This window comes from Arthrobacter sp. zg-Y1110 (assembly GCF_025244865.1).
Lineage (GTDB): Bacteria > Actinomycetota > Actinomycetes > Actinomycetales > Micrococcaceae > Arthrobacter_B.
This window is the reverse complement of sequence record NZ_CP104272.1, coordinates 1,515,906-1,535,484: the sequence shown is the minus strand read 5'-3', so window position 1 is coordinate 1,535,484 and position 19,579 is coordinate 1,515,906. Positions and strand designations below refer to the sequence as shown.

21 protein-coding genes are annotated in these 19,579 nt (G+C 68.7%); 16 read left to right on the top strand and 5 right to left on the bottom strand.

Annotation, left to right across the window (positions count from 1 at the left end):
* The first annotated feature begins 1 nt into the window (after position 1).
* From N2K99_RS07050 to N2K99_RS07000, 11 genes are all read left to right on the top strand, one after another.
* On the top strand, positions 2-550 hold the full coding sequence (locus N2K99_RS07050; protein ID WP_227933322.1) for a flavin reductase family protein: 549 nt from the start codon (positions 2-4) through the stop codon (positions 548-550).
* A 140-nt stretch (positions 551-690) separates the two neighbouring features.
* On the top strand, positions 691-1,011 hold the full coding sequence (locus N2K99_RS07045) for a hypothetical protein (protein ID WP_227922271.1): 321 nt from the start codon (positions 691-693) through the stop codon (positions 1,009-1,011).
* Positions 1,012-1,055: 44 nt separating this feature from the next.
* The gene (locus tag N2K99_RS07040) at positions 1,056-1,499 is read left to right on the top strand and encodes a hypothetical protein (protein WP_227922273.1); all 444 of its coding nucleotides are present in this window, start codon (positions 1,056-1,058) and stop codon (positions 1,497-1,499) included.
* On the top strand, positions 1,499-2,452 hold the full coding sequence (locus tag N2K99_RS07035) for a hypothetical protein (RefSeq protein ID WP_227933321.1): 954 nt from the start codon (positions 1,499-1,501) through the stop codon (positions 2,450-2,452). The genes N2K99_RS07040 and N2K99_RS07035 overlap by 1 nt, the downstream gene beginning before the upstream one ends.
* Positions 2,439-3,737, top strand: a complete 1,299-nt coding sequence (locus N2K99_RS07030; RefSeq protein ID WP_227933320.1) for a V-type ATPase 116kDa subunit family protein — start codon at positions 2,439-2,441, stop codon at positions 3,735-3,737. The genes N2K99_RS07035 and N2K99_RS07030 overlap by 14 nt, the downstream gene beginning before the upstream one ends.
* Entirely contained in the window at positions 3,734-4,189 is a 456-nt protein-coding gene (locus tag N2K99_RS07025) for an ATP synthase subunit C (RefSeq protein WP_227933319.1), read from the top strand. Before N2K99_RS07030 ends, N2K99_RS07025 begins: the two co-directional genes overlap by 4 nt.
* Positions 4,190-4,215: 26 nt before the next feature.
* A complete protein-coding gene (locus N2K99_RS07020; protein WP_227933318.1) occupies positions 4,216-4,419 on the top strand; it encodes a hypothetical protein in 204 nt (67 codons plus the stop codon).
* Positions 4,416-4,943: a hypothetical protein gene (locus tag N2K99_RS07015; protein ID WP_227933317.1), complete on the top strand. Its 528-nt coding sequence runs from the start codon at positions 4,416-4,418 to the stop codon at positions 4,941-4,943. The genes N2K99_RS07020 and N2K99_RS07015 overlap by 4 nt, the downstream gene beginning before the upstream one ends.
* On the top strand, positions 4,940-6,724 hold the full coding sequence (locus tag N2K99_RS07010) for a V-type ATP synthase subunit A (protein WP_227933316.1): 1,785 nt from the start codon (positions 4,940-4,942) through the stop codon (positions 6,722-6,724). The genes N2K99_RS07015 and N2K99_RS07010 overlap by 4 nt, the downstream gene beginning before the upstream one ends.
* Positions 6,717-8,120 (top strand): V-type ATP synthase subunit B, encoded by a 1,404-nt coding sequence (locus N2K99_RS07005; protein WP_227922283.1) that lies wholly within the window; start codon positions 6,717-6,719, stop codon positions 8,118-8,120. The genes N2K99_RS07010 and N2K99_RS07005 overlap by 8 nt, the downstream gene beginning before the upstream one ends.
* 13 nt (positions 8,121-8,133) lie before the next feature.
* Positions 8,134-8,733, top strand: a complete 600-nt coding sequence (locus tag N2K99_RS07000) for a V-type ATP synthase subunit D (protein ID WP_227933315.1) — start codon at positions 8,134-8,136, stop codon at positions 8,731-8,733.
* 30 nt (positions 8,734-8,763) lie between these two features.
* Here N2K99_RS07000 and N2K99_RS06995 read toward each other — a convergent pair whose 3' ends face one another.
* Complete coding sequence (locus N2K99_RS06995; RefSeq protein WP_227933314.1) at positions 8,764-9,714, bottom strand: aldo/keto reductase family oxidoreductase; 951 nt, start codon at positions 9,712-9,714, stop codon at positions 8,764-8,766.
* A gap of 141 nt (positions 9,715-9,855) precedes the next feature.
* Between N2K99_RS06995 and N2K99_RS06990 the strand changes: the two genes are divergently transcribed.
* Positions 9,856-10,287 carry a DUF2809 domain-containing protein gene (locus N2K99_RS06990; protein WP_227933313.1) on the top strand — a complete coding sequence of 144 codons (432 nt, stop codon included), beginning with the start codon at positions 9,856-9,858 and terminating at the stop codon, positions 10,285-10,287.
* Here the strand turns inward: N2K99_RS06990 and N2K99_RS06985 are convergent.
* The 4 genes from N2K99_RS06985 to N2K99_RS06970 all read right to left on the bottom strand — a co-directional run bounded on the left by N2K99_RS06985 (position 10,277) and on the right by N2K99_RS06970 (position 14,216).
* On the bottom strand, positions 10,277-10,945 hold the full coding sequence (locus N2K99_RS06985; RefSeq protein ID WP_227933312.1) for a cyclase family protein: 669 nt from the start codon (positions 10,943-10,945) through the stop codon (positions 10,277-10,279). The genes N2K99_RS06990 and N2K99_RS06985 overlap by 11 nt on opposite strands.
* 3 nt (positions 10,946-10,948) lie before the next feature.
* Complete coding sequence (locus N2K99_RS06980) at positions 10,949-12,358, bottom strand: cytosine permease (protein WP_227933311.1); 1,410 nt, start codon at positions 12,356-12,358, stop codon at positions 10,949-10,951.
* A 10-nt stretch (positions 12,359-12,368) separates the two neighbouring features.
* Positions 12,369-12,860 (bottom strand): nuclear transport factor 2 family protein, encoded by a 492-nt coding sequence (locus N2K99_RS06975; RefSeq protein WP_227933310.1) that lies wholly within the window; start codon positions 12,858-12,860, stop codon positions 12,369-12,371.
* Positions 12,861-13,049: 189 nt separating this feature from the next.
* Positions 13,050-14,216, bottom strand: a complete 1,167-nt coding sequence (locus N2K99_RS06970) for an acetyl-CoA C-acetyltransferase (RefSeq protein WP_227933531.1) — start codon at positions 14,214-14,216, stop codon at positions 13,050-13,052.
* A gap of 1,140 nt (positions 14,217-15,356) precedes the next feature.
* Between N2K99_RS06970 and N2K99_RS06965 the strand changes: the two genes are divergently transcribed.
* From N2K99_RS06965 to N2K99_RS06950, 4 genes are all read left to right on the top strand, one after another.
* On the top strand, positions 15,357-15,983 hold the full coding sequence (locus N2K99_RS06965; RefSeq protein ID WP_227933309.1) for a helix-turn-helix domain-containing protein: 627 nt from the start codon (positions 15,357-15,359) through the stop codon (positions 15,981-15,983).
* Positions 15,980-17,263, top strand: a complete 1,284-nt coding sequence (locus tag N2K99_RS06960) for an MFS transporter (RefSeq protein ID WP_227933308.1) — start codon at positions 15,980-15,982, stop codon at positions 17,261-17,263. The genes N2K99_RS06965 and N2K99_RS06960 overlap by 4 nt, the downstream gene beginning before the upstream one ends.
* An 87-nt stretch (positions 17,264-17,350) precedes the next feature.
* Positions 17,351-18,982: a peptide chain release factor 3 gene (locus tag N2K99_RS06955; RefSeq protein WP_227933307.1), complete on the top strand. Its 1,632-nt coding sequence runs from the start codon at positions 17,351-17,353 to the stop codon at positions 18,980-18,982.
* A 108-nt stretch (positions 18,983-19,090) separates the two neighbouring features.
* The gene (locus N2K99_RS06950; RefSeq protein ID WP_227933306.1) at positions 19,091-19,567 is read left to right on the top strand and encodes a hypothetical protein; all 477 of its coding nucleotides are present in this window, start codon (positions 19,091-19,093) and stop codon (positions 19,565-19,567) included.
* The last annotated feature ends 12 nt before the right edge of the window (positions 19,568-19,579 follow it).

Below are 19,579 nucleotides of genomic sequence, written 5' to 3'. Positions count from 1 at the left end.
CATGGAGCACGGAGTCTTTCCCGGGGAACCGGTTGCCGGGCCCGACGTCCCGGACGAGGTGATCGACCGGTACCGGGAGCTGAGCGCGGACATCGCGTCCGGCGTCGGCGTGGTGTCCACCCGCCTTCGCGGGCGCGATTACGCGGCGACCGTCAGCGGGTTCCTCTCCGTCTCCTACGATCCACCCACCCTCCTGGTGAGCCTGTACGCCGAGGCACGCATTGCCGAGGCGGTGATCGACGCCGGCAGCTGGGCCCTGAGCCTGCTGCCGGCGCGGCTGCGGGGCACTGCCAACTGGCTGGCCAGTCCCGGTTCGCCCCTGGAAGGCCTGCTGAACCAGGTTAATTACGGCCGGGCGCCGGAAACCGGTGCCGCCGTCATCGAGGATTCCATCGCCTGGTTCGAGGTCCGCACCACGCAGGTGACGACGGCGGCCACCCACCAGCTGATCGTGGGCGAGGTGGTGTCCATGGGCCGCCGAGCCGGGGCCGACGACGAGGCCGACCCGCTGCTGCACTTCGCCTCCGCCTACGCCCGGCTGGCCCGCTGAGCTTTTGATCCGTCCGGCGCGGCCGCCTGACCCGGCCTAAACCATTGTTTCCCCACCGTGCCCCCCGTAACGTCGATCAACGGGGGAACGTTTCGCAGCCGGCTGGACGCTGCGGAGCCACCGGTCCTCAGGAGAGACAAATGGGCACAGACCAGTACCATGAGCCGCCTTCCGAACTTCCCGCCGAGACGCGGACCTTTGCGCGCATGTGCGCCAGCCTGGCGGAGGAAGCCGAAGCCATCGGCTGGTATGTCCAGCGGATGGCCGTGGAGCCTGACGCCGAGTCGCGGGCCATCATGCTTGATTCGCTCGGTGAGGAGTTCAAGCACTTCAGCATGGAGCTTGAATTCCTGCTTCGCCGGACTCCCCTCTGGCGGGAAATCGCCCACGGCATCCTCTTCACAGAGGGCGACATAGTCCGGCACGGCGAGGCTTCGGAGGCCGAAGCCACCGGAGACTAGCTTGCAGCAACCCGCAACTATCCCTCCGCTCAGGGAGGTGCCGCATGGCACGCAACAGCCTGCTGGACCGTTTCCGACCCGTCGGCGCGCCAGGACCGGCCGGTCCTGCCGGCGTCCCGGCTACTGACGACGAAGGCACAGCCGCGGAGCTCATCCCCGTCTTCGAAGCACTTGAACCAACGATCGCCGAGGGCAGCGAACAGACCCGAACCGCCGGAGCCCAGGCACAGCAGACCGTCGCCGCTGCCCGTCGCCAGGCCGCTGCCCTGGTGGAACAGGCCCGGATGAACAGTGGTGCCGTGCGTGCCGAAGCCGCAGCGCGGGTTTCCGCCGAAGCCGCAAGCGAAAATGAACACCTGCTTAGCGAAGCCCGGGAAGAGGCACAGAGACTCCGCAGCCACGGCGAATCACGGGTGCCGGAACTCGCTTCCGCCATTGTGGCGGACCTGGTACAGGACCTGCTGGGCCGCGGAACGGACACCGGCTGATGAGAGCAGACTGGGTGGCGGCCACCGTGAGGGCACGGTCCATGGCGCAGCGGAGGGTAGGCGCCGGCACCTGCCGGGAACTCTCCGCGCTGCCGGACCTGCCGGCCGCCGTAGAGGCCTTGGAAGGATCGGTGTACGCCGATCAGTTGGCCGGCACCCGCACACTTGGAGCTGCGCAGCAGGCCACCCGGCGTACCGTGCTCTGGCAGCTGCGTGTCCTGGCGGGCTGGCTGCCGGCCGGCCAGGACACACAGCTGGTCCGGGCCGCCGCCGCACGGTACGAGGCGGACAACATCGTTGCCCTGGCCGCCGCACTGCGGCGGAACACCGGCACCGGGGCCGGGTTGGAGCCGGGCGCCGATTCGGCCCCCGTGTTCGACCTGGGCGGGCTGGCCACGGCCTGGCCTCGGCTGCAGACCGCCGATTCCCCCGAGACGCTGCAGGCGATGCTGGCCGCGTCGCCCTGGGGTGACCCCGGCCCCGCCGTGTCCCTGCCGGATATGCTCACGGCCGTCTGGCTGCGCCGGCTGGCCTCGGCCGCCCCTGCAACACGCCCGTGGGCTGTTGCCGGTGCCGTGCTGCTGGCCGCCCGCCTGCTGCTGGTGACCGGAACCGGCACCACGGACCGGCTGGTATCCCTGCTCCGTCCGCTGATCGGCACCCGATGGACCGAAGCTGCGTCGCTGCCGGAGCTGACCGCGGCATTGAGCCCGGCTGCCGGACAGGTCCTGGGCGAGGTGCAGGAACCGCAGGAGCTGTGGCGGGCGGAGGCCCGTCTCGCCGCGCAGGTGGAAACGGACGGTTTCGGACTGCTGCGGGCCGGCCTGCCCGGCCCGGACGTCATTGTCGGGGCCATGGCGGTCCTGGCCGCGGATGCCTGGCGGGTCCGGGCCGCCCTGGCCGCCGCAGCGGCCGGCACCGGGAGAAGCGAGGTGCTCGATGCCGTGGCGTGAAACCCTCAGCCCGGTCCGGATGGAACGCATTGCCCTGGTCTGGCCCCTGGACGCCGGCCGTCCCGTGCTGACCGAGGTGGCGGGCAGCGCCGCCGTCGAACTGGATCTTCCCTACGACCCCGGCGACGGACCCGACGAGCTGGACCGCGCCGCGGACGCCGCCGTCGTGCACGGTCCCGTGGCCGCACTGGTTGGCTGGTCCCCCACCCGGCAGCTGCCGGAACTCCGGAAGGCCCTGGAACCGCACGGCGCCTCGGCGGTTCCGCTGCGCCGGCCGCACGGCGTGCAGCCACCCACCCAGCTCACCGGCGAGGAACGACGCAGGCCCCGGCTCTCACGGCTGCTGGTGGACACTTACACCACCGTCCCCTATGCGGACCTGGACCCTGCGCGGATAGCCGCCGTGGCGTACGTGGTGATGTTCGGGATGATGTTCGGCGACGCCGGGCAGGGGGCGCTGCTGGTCATTGCCGGGCTGCTGGTCCGGTTCCTACGCGTGCCGTGGCTGGACCGCTACCGCCGCACCTGGCTGTTCATTACCGGCGCGGGTGCCGCTGCGGTGTTTTTCGGGTTCCTGTACGGTGAGTTCTTCGGTCCCACCCATGTGCTGCCGGTGCTGTGGCTGGAACCGCTCGAAGAACCCATCCCGCTGATCGTCGCCGCCCTGGTGCTGGGCGCCGTCCTGCTGGCCGGGTCCTACGCGCTGGGGACCATCAACCGGGTCCGCGAGGGCGGCTGGGCGTACGCCCTCTACGCCCGCTCGGGGCTGGCCGGCGCGTTGCTGTTCGCGGCGATCGGGCTGGTGGCCTGGGGTCTGCTGGCCGGCAGCGCAGTGATCCTGGTGGCCGCCGGAACCGCGGCACTGATCGCACTGGTGTTCATCTTCATCGGCCTGTTCGTGGAATCCGGCGGCGGGCCCACCGGCGGGCTGCAGGCCACCGTGGAACTGGTGGACACAGTGGTTCAGCTCGCTTCCAACCTGGTGTCCTTTACCCGGCTGGCCGCATTCGGCCTCACCCACGCTGCCCTGATGATGGTGGTCTGGCAGGCAACCACGGCCATCTGGGAACCGGGCTGGCGGATCATTCCCGCCATCCTGATGTTCGTGCTGGGCAACGTGCTCACCTTCGCCTTGGAAGGCCTCGTTGCCGGAATCCAGGCCCTGCGGCTGGAGTACTACGAGCTTTTCTCCCGCGTCTTCACCGAGGAGGGACGCCGGTTCCGTCCCTGGGCCCCCGAGCTTGGCCCCGCGTCCCCCGCCCCTGCTGAAAGGCCTCTGCCGTGAATCCCTGGTTTGCCGTCCTTCCACTGGCCCTGTTCCTTACCGTCCTGCTGGCCGGGGGCGCCCTGGCCCTGATGCGCCGCCGCCGCCGGGCGGGGGTCCGCGCGCTGCTCGGGTTAAACGGCGTCCTGATGGCCGGAGCACTGGCCCTGCTGGTCTCCGCCCTGAATGCGGCCCCGGCCACGGCAGGCGACGGCGGAGCTGCCGCCACCGCGGTCGCTGCAGCGACCGATGGCAGCGACAGCAGCGGTGCGGCCCTGATCGGCGCCGCCATCGCCGTCGCCGGGTCCTCCATCGGCGCGGCCATCGCCGTGGCCTACACCGGTTCGGCTGCCCTGGCGGCGATGAGCGAGCGGCCGGAAATCTTCGGCCGCGCCATGGTGGTGGTTGGGCTGGCGGAAGGCATCGCGATTTACGGGCTGATCATTTCCATCATCCTCATTGGCCAGGCATGACCCGCCGGGAAGGAAGTGTCGCTGCGGTGGGCAACCCTGCCCTGCTGGAGGGATACCGGCTGGCAGGAGCGGTGCTCTACCCGGCCGCGGGAGCAGCGGACGTCCGGGCGGTCTGGGCCAACCTGCCCGACTCGGTGTGCGTTGTCCTGCTGACGCCCGACGCCGCCGCGGAGCTGGGCATCGAACTGACGGATCCGGCGTCGCCCCTCACTGCGGTGCTGCCTTCATGACCCGGCTGCCGCAGGGCGCCGAGACAGCCCTGGACCCGGTGCGCCAGGCACTGCGCCGAAACGCCGGGACGGAAGCCGCCCGGCTGGATTCCGAGGCCAGGCAGCAGGCGGCGGATCTGCTCGGCCGGGCCCAGGCGGAGGCGGACGCGATCCGCCGAACTGCGCAGCGCGAGGGGGCCGAGGCGGCCAGGGCCGACGCCGCTGCGTCCTCCGCCCGCGCCCGCCGGCAGGCACGCCGGACGGTGCTGGCCGAACAGGAACGCCTGCGGTCGCTGCTGGCCGAGCAGGTGCAGGAACAGGTGCATGAAGTCCGTAGGGACCCGCGCTACCCGCAGATCCTGCGGCGGCTGACCGCGCAGGCGGGCCGCGTCCTCGGCCCCATGGCATCCGTGACCGAAAGCTACAAGGGCGGCGTCATCGGAACAGCCGGCTCGCGGCGGCTGGACCTGTCGCTGCCCACCCTGGCAGACCAGGCACTGGAGGACCACGCCGGGGAGGTGCGGCGGTTATGGGACGACGCGTGAGGACTCCGGGCCCGGCTGAATCAGCAGGCGACGGCCGGATCACCCGGGTGAGCGGACCGCTCGTGGAAGTCAGCGGACTGCCGGGGTTGTCCATGCTTGAGGTGGTCAACATCGGTCCGGACGGCATTGCCGCGCAGGCGATCGCCATCAACGGCGACGAAGCCACCCTTCAGGCGTATGAATACACCGGCGGGTTGAAGGCCGGCGACCGTGCCGAGCGGACCGGCCATCAGCTGGCCGGGCTGCTGGGGCCGGGACTGCTGGGCACGGTCTTCGACGGGCTGCTGCGCCCCCTGTCCTCGGCTCCGCTGTGGCTCACGCAGGAGCGGCAGAGCTCGGCCGAAGACCCGGCAGTGCTGGAAACCCGGTGGGAGTTCGCGCCGTCGGTAGCCGTCGGCGACATGGTGCGGGCCGGCCAGGTCCTGGGCACCGTGCCCGGCGTGGGAACGATCGAATTCCGCGTGCTGGCACCGCCGTCGGTCTCCGGGGAACTGACCTGGCTGGCCGAGGGCAAGGTCCGGCCGTTGGATCCCGTGGCCAGGATCGGCGGCGTGGAGGTGCCGCTGGCGCAGCGCTGGCCGGTACACAGCCCCCGGCCTTTCGGCGAGCGCATCACCGATGTGGTTCCGCTGCAGACCGGGCAGCGGGTGCTGGACCTGCTCTTCCCGGTTCCCCGCGGCGCGGCAGCCGCGGTACCCGGCGGCTTCGGCACCGGGAAGACCCTCACCCTGCAGCAGATCGCCAAGTGGTCCGATGCGGATGTGATTGTCTATGTGGGCTGCGGCGAGCGCGGCAACGAGATGGCCGACGTCCTGGAAGGGCTCTCCGGGCTGGACGATCCCCGTACCGGCGGGAAGCTGATTGACCGGACCGTCATCATCGCCAATACCTCCAACATGCCCATGATGGCCCGGGAAGCGTCCATCGCCACCGGAGTCACCGTGGCCGAGTTCTTCCGGGACATGGGTTACGACGCCGTCGTGATTGCCGACTCCACCTCCCGCTGGGCCGAGGCGCTGCGCGAGTTCGCCAACCGCAACGGCGACCTCCCCGCCGAGGAAGGGTATCCGGCTTCCCTGGCCAGCGAACTCGCGGCGTTCTACGAACGTGCCGCCCGGGTACGCACGTTGGGCGGGGCGACGGCGTCGGTCACCGTGATCGGAGCGGTCTCCCCTCCGGGCGGGGACATGAGCGAACCGGTGACCACCGGCACCCAGCGCTTTGTCCGCACGCTGTGGCTGCTGGACCGGGACCTCGCCTACTCCCGGCACTACCCAGCCGTCAGCTGGCGCGGCTCCTTCTCCCGGGATGCCGAGTCGCTGGGCCGCTGGTACTCCGCCCACGGGGATCCGCAGTGGGCGCAGCGCCGTGCGCAGGCCTCCCTGCTCCTCTCGGAAGCTGACCGGCTGACTGCCCTGGCGGAAATCATCGGTGCCTCCTCCCTCCCCGGACATGAACAGATGGTCCTCCTGGGCGGGCGGCTGATCCGTGACGGGGTGCTGCTGCAGAACGCGCTCAGCCCCAATGACGGTTACAGCTCCGAGGAAAAGGGCGCCGCCCTGCTGCAGGCGGTGCTGGACGTGGTGGAGACCTGCCAGACCCTGGTGGCCCGCGGGGTGCCGCCGGCCGACGTCGACCGCTATGACTTCTCCCCCATCCTGCGCCTGCGCGAGGATACCGGGCCCACGGATGCCGCCGGCGTGCAGGAGCGCGGCCGGGCCTTCGTGCGGCAGCTTACCGAAACACTGGATCAGCCATCGACGGGAGATGCCCATGGCTAGCGGCAACCGGGCACGGGTGGGCCACAGCGATGTGCGTGAACTGCGCGGACCCCTGCTGGTTCTTGGCGACACGGAGGGCGTGGGCTGGGACGAGTTCGCTACCGTCGACGTCGACGGCGGTCCCCAGCGGCACGGACTGGTGCTGGAGATTGACGGCGACGAGACCACCCTGCAGGTCCTCGAAGGCACCGAGGGCATGGCACTGGGCGGAGTGGAGGTCCGGTTCCAGGGCCGGCCGCTGGCGGTCCCGGTGGGCACCGGCTGGCTCGGCCGGGTATGCAACGGGCGGGGAGAGCCGCTCGACGGCGGCCCGCCGGTCACCGCGGAGCACACTTCCCCGGTGGGCGGCTGGCCGCTGAACCCCGTCTTCCGTGAACCGCCGCAGGACCCGGTAATCACCGGCATCTCCGTGGTGGATGCCCTCACCACCCTGGTCCGCGGCCAAAAGCTGCCGATCTTCTCCATCCCCGGGCTGCCGCACCTCACCCTGGCCACGCAGATCGCTGCCCAGGCGACCGCATCCTCCGGGCGGGCCTTCCGGGTGGTGTTCGCGGCCATGGGCATGACGCATGCCGATATCGCCTATATCCGCGACCGGCTGGAGGAACGTTCCGCCGCCGGTGAGCTGGTGCTGCTGCTGAACGCCGCGGACGATCCGGTAATTGAACGGATCCTGACCCCGCGCATCGCCCTGACCATCGCGGAGTCCCTGGCCTATGACGACGGTTCCGACGTGCTGGTGGTGATGTCGGATATGACCAGCTACGCCGAGGCGGTGCGCGAAGTGTCCGCTGCGCGCCGGGAAATCCCGGCCCGGCGCGGCTACCCGGGCTATCTCTACAGCGACCTGGCAACCCTGTACGAACGCTGCGGACGCGTCCGGGGCCGGGAGGGATCGGTGACCATTGTGCCGGTGCTGACCATGCCCGCCGGGGACATCACCCACCCGGTGCCGGATCTGACCGGTTACATTACCGAGGGGCAGGTGGTGCTCGACGGCGATATCGACGCGCGCGGCATCTATCCCCCGGTGGATGTGCTGTCCTCCCTGTCACGACTGATGCGCAGCGGTGCCGGGCGGGGACGCACCCGAGAGGACCACCTCGACGTCGCCGCGCAGATCCTGTCCGCCATGGCCCGCGCCCGGTCCGCAGCGGAACTGGCCGAACTGGTGGGAGCCGCCGCGCTGAGCGAGACCGACAAGGCCTACATCGAGTTCCGCACCGTGGTGGAGAAGGAACTGCTCAACCAGGGCCGGGACGAGCTGCGCACCCTGGAGCAGACGCTGGACCTTGCCTGGCAGGCGCTGTCGCTGCTGCCGCGGCGGGAACTGACCATGCTGTCCGCCGAATTCCTGGACCGGTACCTGCCCGGGACGGGCGCGACGGTGCCATGAGCGGAGTCCAGCTGTGAGCGGGTTCCGGTCCGGCGGCAGCCGCGCCGAGCGGTCCGAGGTGCAGCGGCGGCTCGCCACGGCCCGGCGCGGGGCCGAGCTGCTGGACCGGAAGCAGCGCATCCTGCAGGCAGCCATCGACGGGCTGCAGGAACGCGCTGATGCGGGTATCCGTACCTGGGAAACCAGCGCCCGGACGGCTGCGGTGTGGCTGCAGCGCAGTACCGGGCTGGACGGTGCGGACCGGCTGCTGGAGGCGGCCCCACCGGACCCGGCGGTCGCCGTGGTGCAGTGGGGCGGGGCGATGGGCATCTCGTATCCCGAATCTGCGTCCTGCACGGTGCCGACGTCTCCGCCGGCCGGCGGCAGCTCCGCCCTGGCGTTTGCGGCGTCGGCGCACCGGGAAGCCTTGGAAGCGGCCGTGGCCGCGGCGGCCGGGCAACGGGCGTTGCTGCTCGTGTCGGAGGAACTCGCGGCCACCCGAACGCGGCAGCGGGCTGTAGAGAATAGGTGGATCCCCCGACTGGAGGAACAGTTGACTGCTATCGAACGCCGGATCGCCGAGCAGGAGCTGGAGGAGAGCCTGCGCCTGCGCTGGGCCGCCGGGCTGATGTGAGGGCATACCTTCAGCGGGACAAGGACCCGCTCAGGGCACGTTGTGGCCGGCCGCCTGAAGGAGTCCGTACCACTCGCCCCTGGTCAGCGGAATGTCCGATCCCTGTGCGGCATCGGTGACGCGCTGCGGCGTCGTGGTCCCGAGGACCACCTGCATCCCGGCCGGATGCCGGGTGATCCAGGCGACCGCGATCGCGGTAGGGGTCACCCCGTACTTCACCGCGAGCCTGTCGAGTTCGACGTTCAACTCCGGGTAGTCGGGCGAGCCGAAGAAGACGCCGCCCTGGAAGCCTCTCTGGAACGGCGACCAGGCCTGCAGGGTGATCTTGTTGATCCGGGCATAGTCGACCAGGCCGCCGCCGTCGCGGGTGATCGAGTCGTTATGGCTGGCCATGTTCGATGACAGGCCCTGGGCGATGATTGTGGAGTGCGTAATGGAGAGCTGCACCTGGTTGGCCACGATCGGTTGCCGCACCGCGGTCTTCAGCAGGTCGATCTGGCGCGGGGTGTGGTTGGAGACGCCGAAGGAGCGAACCTTGCCGCTGGACTCGAGATGGTCGAAGGCACGGGCGACTTCCTCGGGTTCGACCAAGGCGTCAGGCCGGTGCAGCAGCAGCACATCGAGGTAGTCGGTGCGCAGCGCCTTCAGTGATTCCTCTGCCGAGGAGACGATGTGTTCGTACGATTGGTCATAGCCCCACGGATCGTCGACGATGCCCGTCTTGGTCTGCAGGTTGATCTGTCCGCGCTCCGAGGAGGTCAGCTGCAGCGCCTCGGCGAAACGGCGTTCGCACAGGTGGTAGCCACCGCTTGGGTGGTTGAACCCGTACAGGTCGGCGTGGTCGAAGAAGTCGATTCCCGCCTCGCGGGACGCCGTGTACAGGGCACGAATCTGCTCATCGGTGTCATCGGCGATGCGCATCATTCCCGCAACGACGTTGGGCACCAAAAGATCGGTACTGCCGAAGGGCACAGTCTTCATTGATTCCTCCAGGTGTAATTCGACTCTTGGCCGGGGAGGCGTGTCCCGGGGCCTCAGCCTATCGGGTAGGTGCCGAACAAGGCGCTTACCCGGCCTTTGCCAGTCCTCCTGCTCCGCAGACCCGTCCGGCGCAGGCAGCGCATGGCATACAGTGGCGGCATCGAAACTTCACGCCTGCGCCGCCGCGCTGCCCTTGCCTGCGCCGCCGTCGCGGTCCTGGTGCTGGGCTTGGTCGCCCGCACCGGGCTGCCGGGGATACTGGGCGACGCGTCCGGCGGGATCCTGTATGCCGCGCTTCTGTACCTGCTGCTGGCCTTCGTTCTCCCGGGGGCACGGCTGTGGCGGGTAGCAGGTGCCGCCGTCGTGTTCTGCGTCCTGGTCGAGCTGTTCCAGCTCACCGGCTATCCGACGACGTGGGGAACCGCGTGGCCGCCGCTGCGGCTGGTGTTTGGCACTACCTTCAACCCCTGGGACCTTCCCGCGTATCTGGTGGGTGCCGCGGGAGCCTGTCTGGGTGACCGGCTGCTCGGCCGCGTGCAGGACCGCCGGAACCGGGATCGGGTCAGGGCTTAAGCGCCACGGCACGCACGGGCGAACCGTCCAGTCCCTCCAGCCGCAGGGGCAGCGCCGAGAACCACGGTTCCGGCCACGGCACCGCGTCCAGGTTCGTCAGGTTCTCGACGATCCCGCCTCCTGAACCCAGGAACACATCGTGGAACGGCAGGAACGTCCCACCCTGGGCCTGCCCGGATTCGGCCGGTCCCGGCGTGGGGTCCGGGTTGAGGGTATCCACTCCGACCAGCCGCACCCCCGCCGTTACGAGCCGTTCGGCGATTTCGGCGTCGAAGGCCGGGTGCTGCAGGTAGGTACCGGTGTTGAAGTACCGGGACCAGCCCGTGGAGAACAGCACGATGGTTCCGGGCAGCAGGCCCGCCAGTTGCCCGCTCACGTCCTTCCACCGGAGGACGGTGTTGGCGGCGGGCTCGGGCAGGGAGACTATCCGTGCGGGACCCATGAGGGCCTCCAACGGCATCGCGTCCACGGCAGTACCGTCCTGCACCGTATGCAGCGGCGCGTCCAGGTGCGTTCCGGTATGGCTGCCCAAGTGCAGCTGCGCCACGGCGAAGCCGTCCGCAGCTACTGTGGCCGCACTGTTTAGCTCCACGGACGGGTCGCCGGGGAAAACCTGCATTCCGGTGCGGATCGGATGGCTGAGGTCGACAACCTGCATCGGCTACACCGTTCCGTCCGCAACCGGGGCGGGCTCGCTCAGGTGGAGGGACTGCGGTCGGCCTGCAACCACGCGGCCGGTCACCGCGCACCAGCCGAGGTAGAGGACAAAGGTGAGCGCAAAGGTGGGAATGGTGGCCCCGAGCGGACTGGGCAGCACATAGGTCAGGAGCACGGAGGCACCCGCGCCCGCCAGCCAGGCCACCAGTGCCGCGGCGTTGATGCCGCGCCGGAACCAGTAGCGCCCGCCGTCGCCAAGCAGGATGTCCGCGCTGTACGAACGTTTCTGCACTACGTAATAGTCCGCGATCATCACCGCGAACACCGGAATGAACAGGGCGCCGATGACGGTCAGGAAGGACGTGAAGCTGTCCAGCAGGCCCAGCCAGGTGGAACCGAGGACGGACACGGCACCCAGCACCACGGCCGTGGGAAGGAAGCGGATCCGCCGGGACGGCACCATGTTCACCACGGAGGAGACCATGCCGTACACCACCATGGTGTTCGTAGCCATCACGGACAGGAAAATCACCACGGCCAGCGGCGCGCCGAAGATCGCCACGATCAGGGCCGGATCAAAGCCCACCGCCTCGCCGCCGTCGAGCACAACGTAGCCAATCGCGGTGGCGCCCAGCGCCATGGCCAGAACTGTCGAGACCACGTAACCGACGGCGGAGCCGGCCACGCCGGCGGTCTGGGACTTCGCCAGCCGGTTGAACTCGGCGGAAAGGACCGTCCAGGAGATGGCTGTGGCAATGACGACGTCGAGCACGGAGATCGCTGACATCCCGGCGTCGGCGTCCCGGGGAATGGCAGCGAAGTCGGCCACCGGGAATTCCCGGAACGCGACGGCGAAGACGTAGGCCATGATGGCCAGGATCACCAGGGCCAGCCACGGCTCCACCCGGGCGATGCCCTTATGGCCGAAGATGGCCAGGGCCACCACCAGCAGCTGGCAGAGCACGGAGAAGAGGACGGGACTGGAGAAACCGGTGGCGCGTTCCACCAGGAAGTTCACCGTGACTCCGGCAAGCATGGCCTGGACCCAGCTCCAGCCCATCAGGATGACCACGTTTGCGGCCACGGGCAGGAACGAGCCACGCAGTCCGAAAGACCCCTTGGTCAGGGACATGGTGGGCAGCCCGGTGCGGGTGCCCATGTTGCCCACCAGCACCAGCACTGTGCCACCGATCAGGGTGCCCAGGACGATCATGCCCAGTGCCATGGGCCAGCTGACGCCGGGAACGAAGAGGGTACCGGTGAGCAGAGTGGTGACCACCAGGTTCGCGGCCAGCCAGATCATGCCGATGCGTCCGACGCCGAGGGTGCCGCGGAGCGGACCGTAGCCCTCGGCGTCCTTGTCGAGGCGGCGGGAAAGACGGGCCCAGGCGGACGGCTGCGCGGTTGCTGACATCGGATTCCCCTTAGGCAACAACGACGACGGGCGTGACGGCGGCGTCGGCGCCTTCTGCGGCACCCGCATCCGCCGGCTCAAGGCTGAAGCCGGGGTCCGGCACCGGCGAAAGATGCTCGTGGACAGCCAGGATCCGGTCACCGGACCGGACGAAGACAATCGTTTCCCGTTCCCTGGTCGTCGCCGTTGCCCCCGGCGTACCCGCCGTTGTCAGCACCGTGTGGCTGAATACGGCGCTGGCACCGTACACCTGCACATGTGCATCGGTGCTCTGGCACGCCGAGACGGACCAGCCTTCAGTGAGCCAGAACGCCCAGAGCGCCTCGTATTCGGCGCGGCTTTCCAGCCTGGCCGGCTCCGTGTGGAAGACAAAGGTTGCGTCCGGAGCGAACGCCGCGAAGTACTCCTCGGTGCCCGTGCGGGAGAACGCGCCGACCAGGCGTGCCGCGGCTTCGAGGACATCGTTTTCGGACAGGGACCGGGCCGGAGTGGGGGTATCCATGGCCAGCCTTTCGGAACGGGCTGCGCACAGCGTGAGCGGATGGAGTGTTTCTTCGAAACGCACACCTTGGAAACAAGTGGTGCGTATTAGAAAACTTGCTCCAGTCTGATGTGAGCGCTGTCACGTGTCAAACGGGGCGGGCCGGCCCAGTGGTAGCCGACCCGCGCGTGCCGCCCCGTCCCGCACCGCCTACAGCCGGAAGCCCTCGTCCAGCCGCTCGATGATGGTGACGTTCGCCTGGCCGCCGCCCTCGCACATGGTCTGCAGTCCGTAGCGGCCGCCCGTGCGTTCGAGTTCATGCAGCAGGGTGGTCATGATCCGCGCACCGGTGGCGCCGATCGGGTGGCCCAGGGCGATGCCGCCGCCGTTGACGTTGACCTTGTCCATATCCACGCCGAGCTCACGCTGCCAGGCCAGCACCACGGAGGCGAAGGCCTCGTTGATTTCCAGCAGGTCCATGTCCTCGATGCTCATCCCCGTGCGCTTCAATGCATGGCGGGTTGCTTCGATGGGGGCGCTGAGCATCATGACCGGGTCATCCCCGCGGGCGGAGATGGAGTGGATGCGGGCCCGCGGTTTCAGGCCGTAACGGCGCACGGCATCCTCGGAGGCAAGCAGCAGGACGGCGGCGGCGTCGGAAATCTGCGATGAGGTGGCTGCAGTGAGGTGCCCGCCCTCGGCCAGCGGAGCCAGGGTGGCGATCTTCGCGCGGTCGGGATCGCGGGGACCCTCGTCTGCGGTGACCCCGTTCATGGCGAGGATTTCCCGGTCAAAGCGTCCCTCGGCCTGCGCGGCGATGGCGCGGATGTGGGATTCGACGGCGAAGTCCTCCATCTCCTCACGGCTCAGCCCCCACTGCTTCACCATCATTTCCGCACCGATGAACTGTGAGATCTGCTGGTTCCCGTAGCGCTTTTCCCATCCCACGGAACCGGCGAACGGATTCGGGAAGCCCAGCTCCTTGGCCGCTGAGTTGGCGAAGGACAACGGGACGGAGGACATGCTCTGCACGCCGCCGGCGATCACCAGATCGCTGGTGCCGCTCATGACGGCCTGCGCCGCATAGGACACGGCCTGCTGGCCTGAGCCGCACTGGCGCTCCACGGTGGTGCCGGGGACACGTTCGGACAGGCCCGCCGCGAGCCAGGAGGTGCGGGCAATATCCATGGCCTGCGGTCCCACCTGGTCGATGGCGCCGAGGATGACCTCGTCATACTCTTCGGAGTCGATCCCCGTGCGCCGAACCGTTTCGGCAATCACGTGCGCGGCGAGGTCGGCAGGGTGGATTTTACTCAACCCCCCGTTGCGCTTGCCGACGGGAGTGCGGACGGCGTCAATAATGAACGCTTCAGCCATGGTCGAGGGCCTTTCGTCGTTGTAAGGCAGGTTGGTCGCCAAGTCTTCGGGACCCGGGGCGGCACGCGATGCGCAAGGCATGTGCCGTGCACCACAATAAGCGATTCCGGCGCGCCGGTAACCAGACCGGCGGTATGTGTCCGGCCGTGCCGTCGTGCCGGTCCGTGCGTGTCGCTCCGCCCTCCGGATCCCTTCGGCTTGTCCACTCCGAATCCCTGACTTCGTCCGGATCCCTTCGGTTTGTCCCACTCCGAATCCCTGACTTCGTCCGGATCCCTTCGGTTAGTCCACGTCCCCCACTCCGAATCCCTGACTTCGTCCGGATCCCTTCGGTTAGTCCACGTCCCCACTCCGAATCCCTGGCTTTGTCCGGATCCCTTCGGTTAGTCCGGATTCCCGGCCCGAGTCCCTCCGGTTTGTCCGGATTCCTGCGGCTTGTCCACGTCCCCCACTCCGAATCCCTGCGCTTTGTCCATGTCCCTGCGCTTTGTCCAGATTCCCGGCCCGAGTCCCTCCGGTTTGTCCAGATCCCTTCACTTTGTGACAATCCCTGCGCCGCGCGGCGTAGGGATCGCGACAAACCGTAGGGATCGCGACAAACCGCAGGGATTGCGACATAACGCAGGGATTCAGCACCGGCCCCGCACCATCCACGCCATCCCCGCACACCAGCACCAGCACCCACCCTGGCCCCGCGGCCCGAGTCCCTCCGGTTTGTCCAGACCCCTTCACTTTGTGACAATCCCTGCGCCGCGCGGCGTAGGGATCGCGACAAACCGCAGGGATTGCGACATATCGCAGGGATTCAGCACCAGCCCCGCACCATCCACGCCACCCACCCCCGCCCCGCAACCCCGGCCCCGCGACCCCAGCCCCAGCACCGGGTCCACGCCATCCCCGCACACCAGCACCAGCACCCTCCCCACCCCGCCCCGCAACCCCGGCCCCGCGACCCCAGCCCCAGCACCGGTCCACTCCATCCCCGCACACCAGCACCAGCACCCTCCCCACCCCGCCCCGCAACCCCAGCCCGACCCCCGCGACCCCAGCACCATCCACGCCATCCCCGCACACCAGCAACCCCACACCCCAACCTAAAGAACCCTTGCTAAAGACTCCTTTAGCACCTAGCCTCAACCCATGACCCAGACCCCGGACCCGGCCGAACCCGGCCCTCGACAGCACGCGGCAACCCCCGGAGCGCCCGGCGAGCAAGTGTTCGCCGATCCGGTGCAGATCCGGGCCCTGGCGCATCCGGTCCGACTGGAACTGCTCGGCCACTTGGACGACGCCGGGACGGCCACGGCAACTCAGTGCGCCGCAGCCATCGGCGAATCCGTAGCCAGCTGCTCCTACCACCTGCGCATCCTGGCCAGGCACGGCTTCATCGAACAGGTCCAGCAGGCAGGGCGGGAAAAGCCGTGGAAGACGGTTGCACTCCACCGCTCGCACGTCATCGATCCGGAGGCGCCCGGCTCCGTGCACGCGGTTTCCGCCGTGGCCGCCATAGAGGTGGACCGCCAGCTGGCACGCATCCAGTCCTGGCTCCGCCGCTCCCCCGCACTTCCCCCGGAGGACCTCGAGGTGTCCACGGTGCACGAGGCCCGCACCTACGCCACCCACGAAGAAATCCTGCAGCTGCGCGAAGACCTGTGGCAGCTGGCCCGACGCTTCGAAGGCCGCTGGGAGAACCCGGTCCAACGCCCCGAAGGAGCGGTCCCGGTCCGCCTGTTCTCCGTCCTCAATGTTGATCCGGGGCCGGAATGACAACGACGCCGCCGGCAGTGGGAACCAACCGCGACGTCCTGCGCGTTCCCGGCTTCCGAAGACTGGCGTTCGCCTGGGTGTTCTCCAACTTCGGCGACTCGGTGCTGTTCCTGACCGCCGCCATCTGGGTGAAGCAGCTCACCGGCAGCGACGCCGCCGCAGGCCTCGTCTTCGCGGCCCTCGGCCTCCCGGCCCTGCTGGCACCCTTCACCGGCCGGCTGGCAGACCGCTACCGGCGTCGACCGCTGCTCATCATCAACAACCTGGGCGCCGGCGTCGTCGTCCTGGCCCTCCTGGCTGTCCGCGGCGTCGACACCGTGTGGCTGGTCTATGCCGTCATCTTCGTTTACGCCATTTCCTCCTACATCACTGCAGCCGCCCAATCCGGACTGCTCCGCGACCTGCTGGACACCCGCCTCCTCGCCCCGGCAAACGGCATCCTGAGCAGCATTGACCAGGGCCTGCGCATCGTCTCGCCGCTGGCAGGAGCCGGAATGCTCGCCCTCTGGGGAATGCACACCGTTGTACTGCTCGCCAGCGCCTGCTTCCTTGTGGCCGCGCTGATCCTGGCCACCTTGAAACTGGCCGAAACGGTCACCGTCCGGGATGCCGGTGAGACGTTCTGGCAGAGCACGACGGCGGGGGTCCGTTCCATGGCACGGCACCGCCTGCTCGGCCGCGCCCTGCTGACCCTGGGCATCGCCATGGGAGCCACCGGAATCCTCAACGTGACGGTCTTCGCGACGGTGGAGCAGGGCCTGGGGAAGCCGCCGGAGTTCCTCAGCGTGCTGTTGGGCGCGCAGGGAGTCATGGCGGTTCTGGGCGGGCTCACGGCAAGCCTGGTGATCCGGCGTTTCGGGATCCGTCGCTGCATGGTCTTCGGCGTCGCCCTGCTTGCCGGCGGCGTACTGACCACCGCGCTTGCCTTCCTGCCCCTGGTGATGGCCGGCGTCGCGGCGGTGGGCACGGGCGCTTCCTGGATGATCATCGCCTTTGTCACGCTGCGGCAGGAAGAAACACCGCCGGGCATGCAGGGCCGGACCGCGGCCGTAACGCAGGTAATGACCAACCTTCCCCAGGTGGGGGCCTCGATGCTTGCGGCGGTACTCATCGGGATCCTGCCCTACCAGGTGCTGGTGACGGCCATGGCCGCCGTGTGCCTGCTTGCGGGAGTGCCCCTGCTCTCCCGGCACGCACACCCGGCCGGCAACGCGGGTGACGGCGACGACGGCGGCACCGACACACCCGTCCGGGTGCCCGACACAGGGCGGGTAGAATGAAAAAGCTGTGTTCTGAGCAGCCGACTGCCCGGCAGTAAGCAGTTCCCCCGCCGGCAGTCCCACCCACCAGAGTCTGAAAGCAGCGGAGTGTCCCAACAGGTTTCCACCCCCGTCAGCGCCACCGCCACCAAAGAGATCGTCAAGGAGTCCGCCCGCCGGCGTACCTTTGCCGTGATCTCGCACCCCGACGCCGGTAAGTCCACGCTTACCGAAGCGCTGGCCCTGCACGCCCGGGTGATCGGCACGGCCGGTGCCACCAACGGCAAGGAAAACCGCCGCGAAACGGTCTCCGACTGGATGCAGATGGAAAAGGACCGCGGCATCTCCATCAGCTCCACGGCCCTGCAGTTCGCCTACCGCGACACCGTGATCAACCTGCTGGACACGCCCGGCCACGCCGACTTCTCCGAGGACACCTACCGCGTCCTCGCCGCGGTGGACTGCGCCGTGATGCTGGTGGACGCCGCCAAGGGCCTGGAAACCCAGACCATGAAGCTCTTCGAGGTCTGCCGTGCCCGGAACCTGCCCATCATCACCGTGATCAACAAGTGGGACCGGCCCGGCCTGGATCCGCTGGCCCTGATGGACGAGATCACCGAACGCACCGGCCTCGAGCCGATGCCGCTGACCTGGGCCGTGGGCATCGCCGGCGATTTCCGCGGCGTCTGGGACCTGCAGAAGGACGAATACGTCCACTTCGAACGGCAGAACTCCGGCGCCTCGCTGGCGAAGGAAGAACACTTCAGCCCCGAAGACGCCCTGGCCCGCGAAGGCGACGCCTGGACCGATTCGCTGGACGAAGCCGAGCTGGTCATCGACGGCCGCGAGTTCGACCGCAACAAGTTCCTGGACGCCAAGGCCACCCCCATCCTCTTCTCCTCGGCAGCCCTGAACTTCGGCGTCAAGCAGATCCTGGACGCCCTGGTGGATCTCGCGCCGTCGGCCTCCGCCCGCGAGGACAAGGACGGCGGGCTCCGCCCCGTCGAGGCGCCGTTCTCCGGCTTCGTGTTCAAGGTGCAGGCCGGCATGAACAAGGCCCACCGCGACCACGTGGCATTCATCCGTGTCTGCTCCGGCATCTTCGAACGCGGCATGGTGGTCACACACTCCAACACCGGCAAAACCTTCGCCACCAAGTACGCCCAGCACCTGTTCGGCCGCGAACGCGAAGTGATTGACCAGGCCTACCCGGGCGACGTCGTCGGGCTGGTCAACGCTTCCGCCCTGCGGGTGGGCGACAGCCTCTACGTCGAGGAACCGGTGGAATACCCGCCCATTCCGTTCTTCTCCCCCGAACACTTCCGCGTGGCCCGGTCCCAGGACCCCAGCCGGTACAAGCAGTTCCGGCGCGGCATCGACCAGCTCGAGCACGAGGGCATCATCCAGGTGCTGCGCTCGGACCGGCGCGGCGATCAGGCACCTGTCCTGGCAGCAGTCGGCCCGATGCAGTTCGAAGTGGTCGAGGACCGCATGACGCAGGACTTCAATGCGCCCATGCGCTACGAGCAGCTCTCCTACTCGCTGGCCCGGCTGACCACCGTGGACGCCGTGGAAATCCTGTCCAACGTGCATGGGGCCGAGGTCCTGGTACGCACCGACGGCGCCTACGTGGCCGTTTTCAACGATGTCTGGGCGCTGCGCCGGGTGGAAAAGAACCACCCGGAGGTGTCCCTGACGGTCATCGGAACCGAATCGCCCAACAGCAGCCGCGGCTACTAGGCATCAGTCACCTGTACAGCAGGTGAAGGACAGGCCGCGTCCACAAAAGAAACCGAACTGATTCCGCATTCCGCACCGTTGGCTGCCCAACTGCGCTAGCCTGCCCGAATGATGCGTAAAGGGATAGCGGCATGCTGGGTACTCCTGGCTGCCGCACTGCTAACCACTGGATGCGGGGGCGGCGCGGGCTCGGCGCCGGCTGAGCAGACCCGGAGCATCGAACCCGCACCGGCGGTCCTCCCTGGCCCGCAGATCGAGTGCCCGAGCGGCGCGGACGCAGCGCCGGCTGGACCGGTGGACGCCATAGATCCCGTGCCTGCGGGCCAGTCTGTCCCGGAACAGCCGACCCCGCCGGACAAGGCTGCCCCCGAGGCAACGCCGACTGACCCCGACCCCTGCGCGCTGTCTGTCTCCCGGACCGCCGAACCCGGCGAGGCTGCCGAGGCGCTGGAGTACTGGACACCCGAGCGCATGGACAGCGCCATCCCCGAGATGCCCATCGAGAACGAACCCCGGCGAGAAGGCGGCCATTCGCCGTCGGACCCAAGCGAGACCATCGGAGTGACCCCCGCCACATCTCGTTGAGCATAAGGATTG

Coding starts and splice junctions, on each gene's coding strand:
- N2K99_RS06960 (WP_227933308.1), top strand. CDS start 15,980: ATGACAACGACGCCGCCGGCAGTGGGAACCAACCGCGACGTCCTGCGC.
- N2K99_RS07030 (WP_227933320.1), top strand. CDS start 2,439: ATGCCGTGGCGTGAAACCCTCAGCCCGGTCCGGATGGAACGCATTGCC.
- N2K99_RS06980 (WP_227933311.1), bottom strand. CDS start 12,358: ATGTCAGCAACCGCGCAGCCGTCCGCCTGGGCCCGTCTTTCCCGCCGC.
- N2K99_RS06995 (WP_227933314.1), bottom strand. CDS start 9,714: ATGAAGACTGTGCCCTTCGGCAGTACCGATCTTTTGGTGCCCAACGTC.
- N2K99_RS07045 (WP_227922271.1), top strand. CDS start 691: ATGGGCACAGACCAGTACCATGAGCCGCCTTCCGAACTTCCCGCCGAG.
- N2K99_RS07015 (WP_227933317.1), top strand. CDS start 4,416: ATGACCCGGCTGCCGCAGGGCGCCGAGACAGCCCTGGACCCGGTGCGC.
- N2K99_RS06950 (WP_227933306.1), top strand. CDS start 19,091: ATGATGCGTAAAGGGATAGCGGCATGCTGGGTACTCCTGGCTGCCGCA.
- N2K99_RS07040 (WP_227922273.1), top strand. CDS start 1,056: ATGGCACGCAACAGCCTGCTGGACCGTTTCCGACCCGTCGGCGCGCCA.
- N2K99_RS06965 (WP_227933309.1), top strand. CDS start 15,357: ATGACCCAGACCCCGGACCCGGCCGAACCCGGCCCTCGACAGCACGCG.
- N2K99_RS06970 (WP_227933531.1), bottom strand. CDS start 14,216: ATGGCTGAAGCGTTCATTATTGACGCCGTCCGCACTCCCGTCGGCAAG.
- N2K99_RS07050 (WP_227933322.1), top strand. CDS start 2: ATGGAGCACGGAGTCTTTCCCGGGGAACCGGTTGCCGGGCCCGACGTC.
- N2K99_RS06985 (WP_227933312.1), bottom strand. CDS start 10,945: ATGCAGGTTGTCGACCTCAGCCATCCGATCCGCACCGGAATGCAGGTT.
- N2K99_RS07005 (WP_227922283.1), top strand. CDS start 6,717: ATGGCTAGCGGCAACCGGGCACGGGTGGGCCACAGCGATGTGCGTGAA.
- N2K99_RS06975 (WP_227933310.1), bottom strand. CDS start 12,860: ATGGATACCCCCACTCCGGCCCGGTCCCTGTCCGAAAACGATGTCCTC.
- N2K99_RS06990 (WP_227933313.1), top strand. CDS start 9,856: ATGGCATACAGTGGCGGCATCGAAACTTCACGCCTGCGCCGCCGCGCT.
- N2K99_RS07035 (WP_227933321.1), top strand. CDS start 1,499: ATGAGAGCAGACTGGGTGGCGGCCACCGTGAGGGCACGGTCCATGGCG.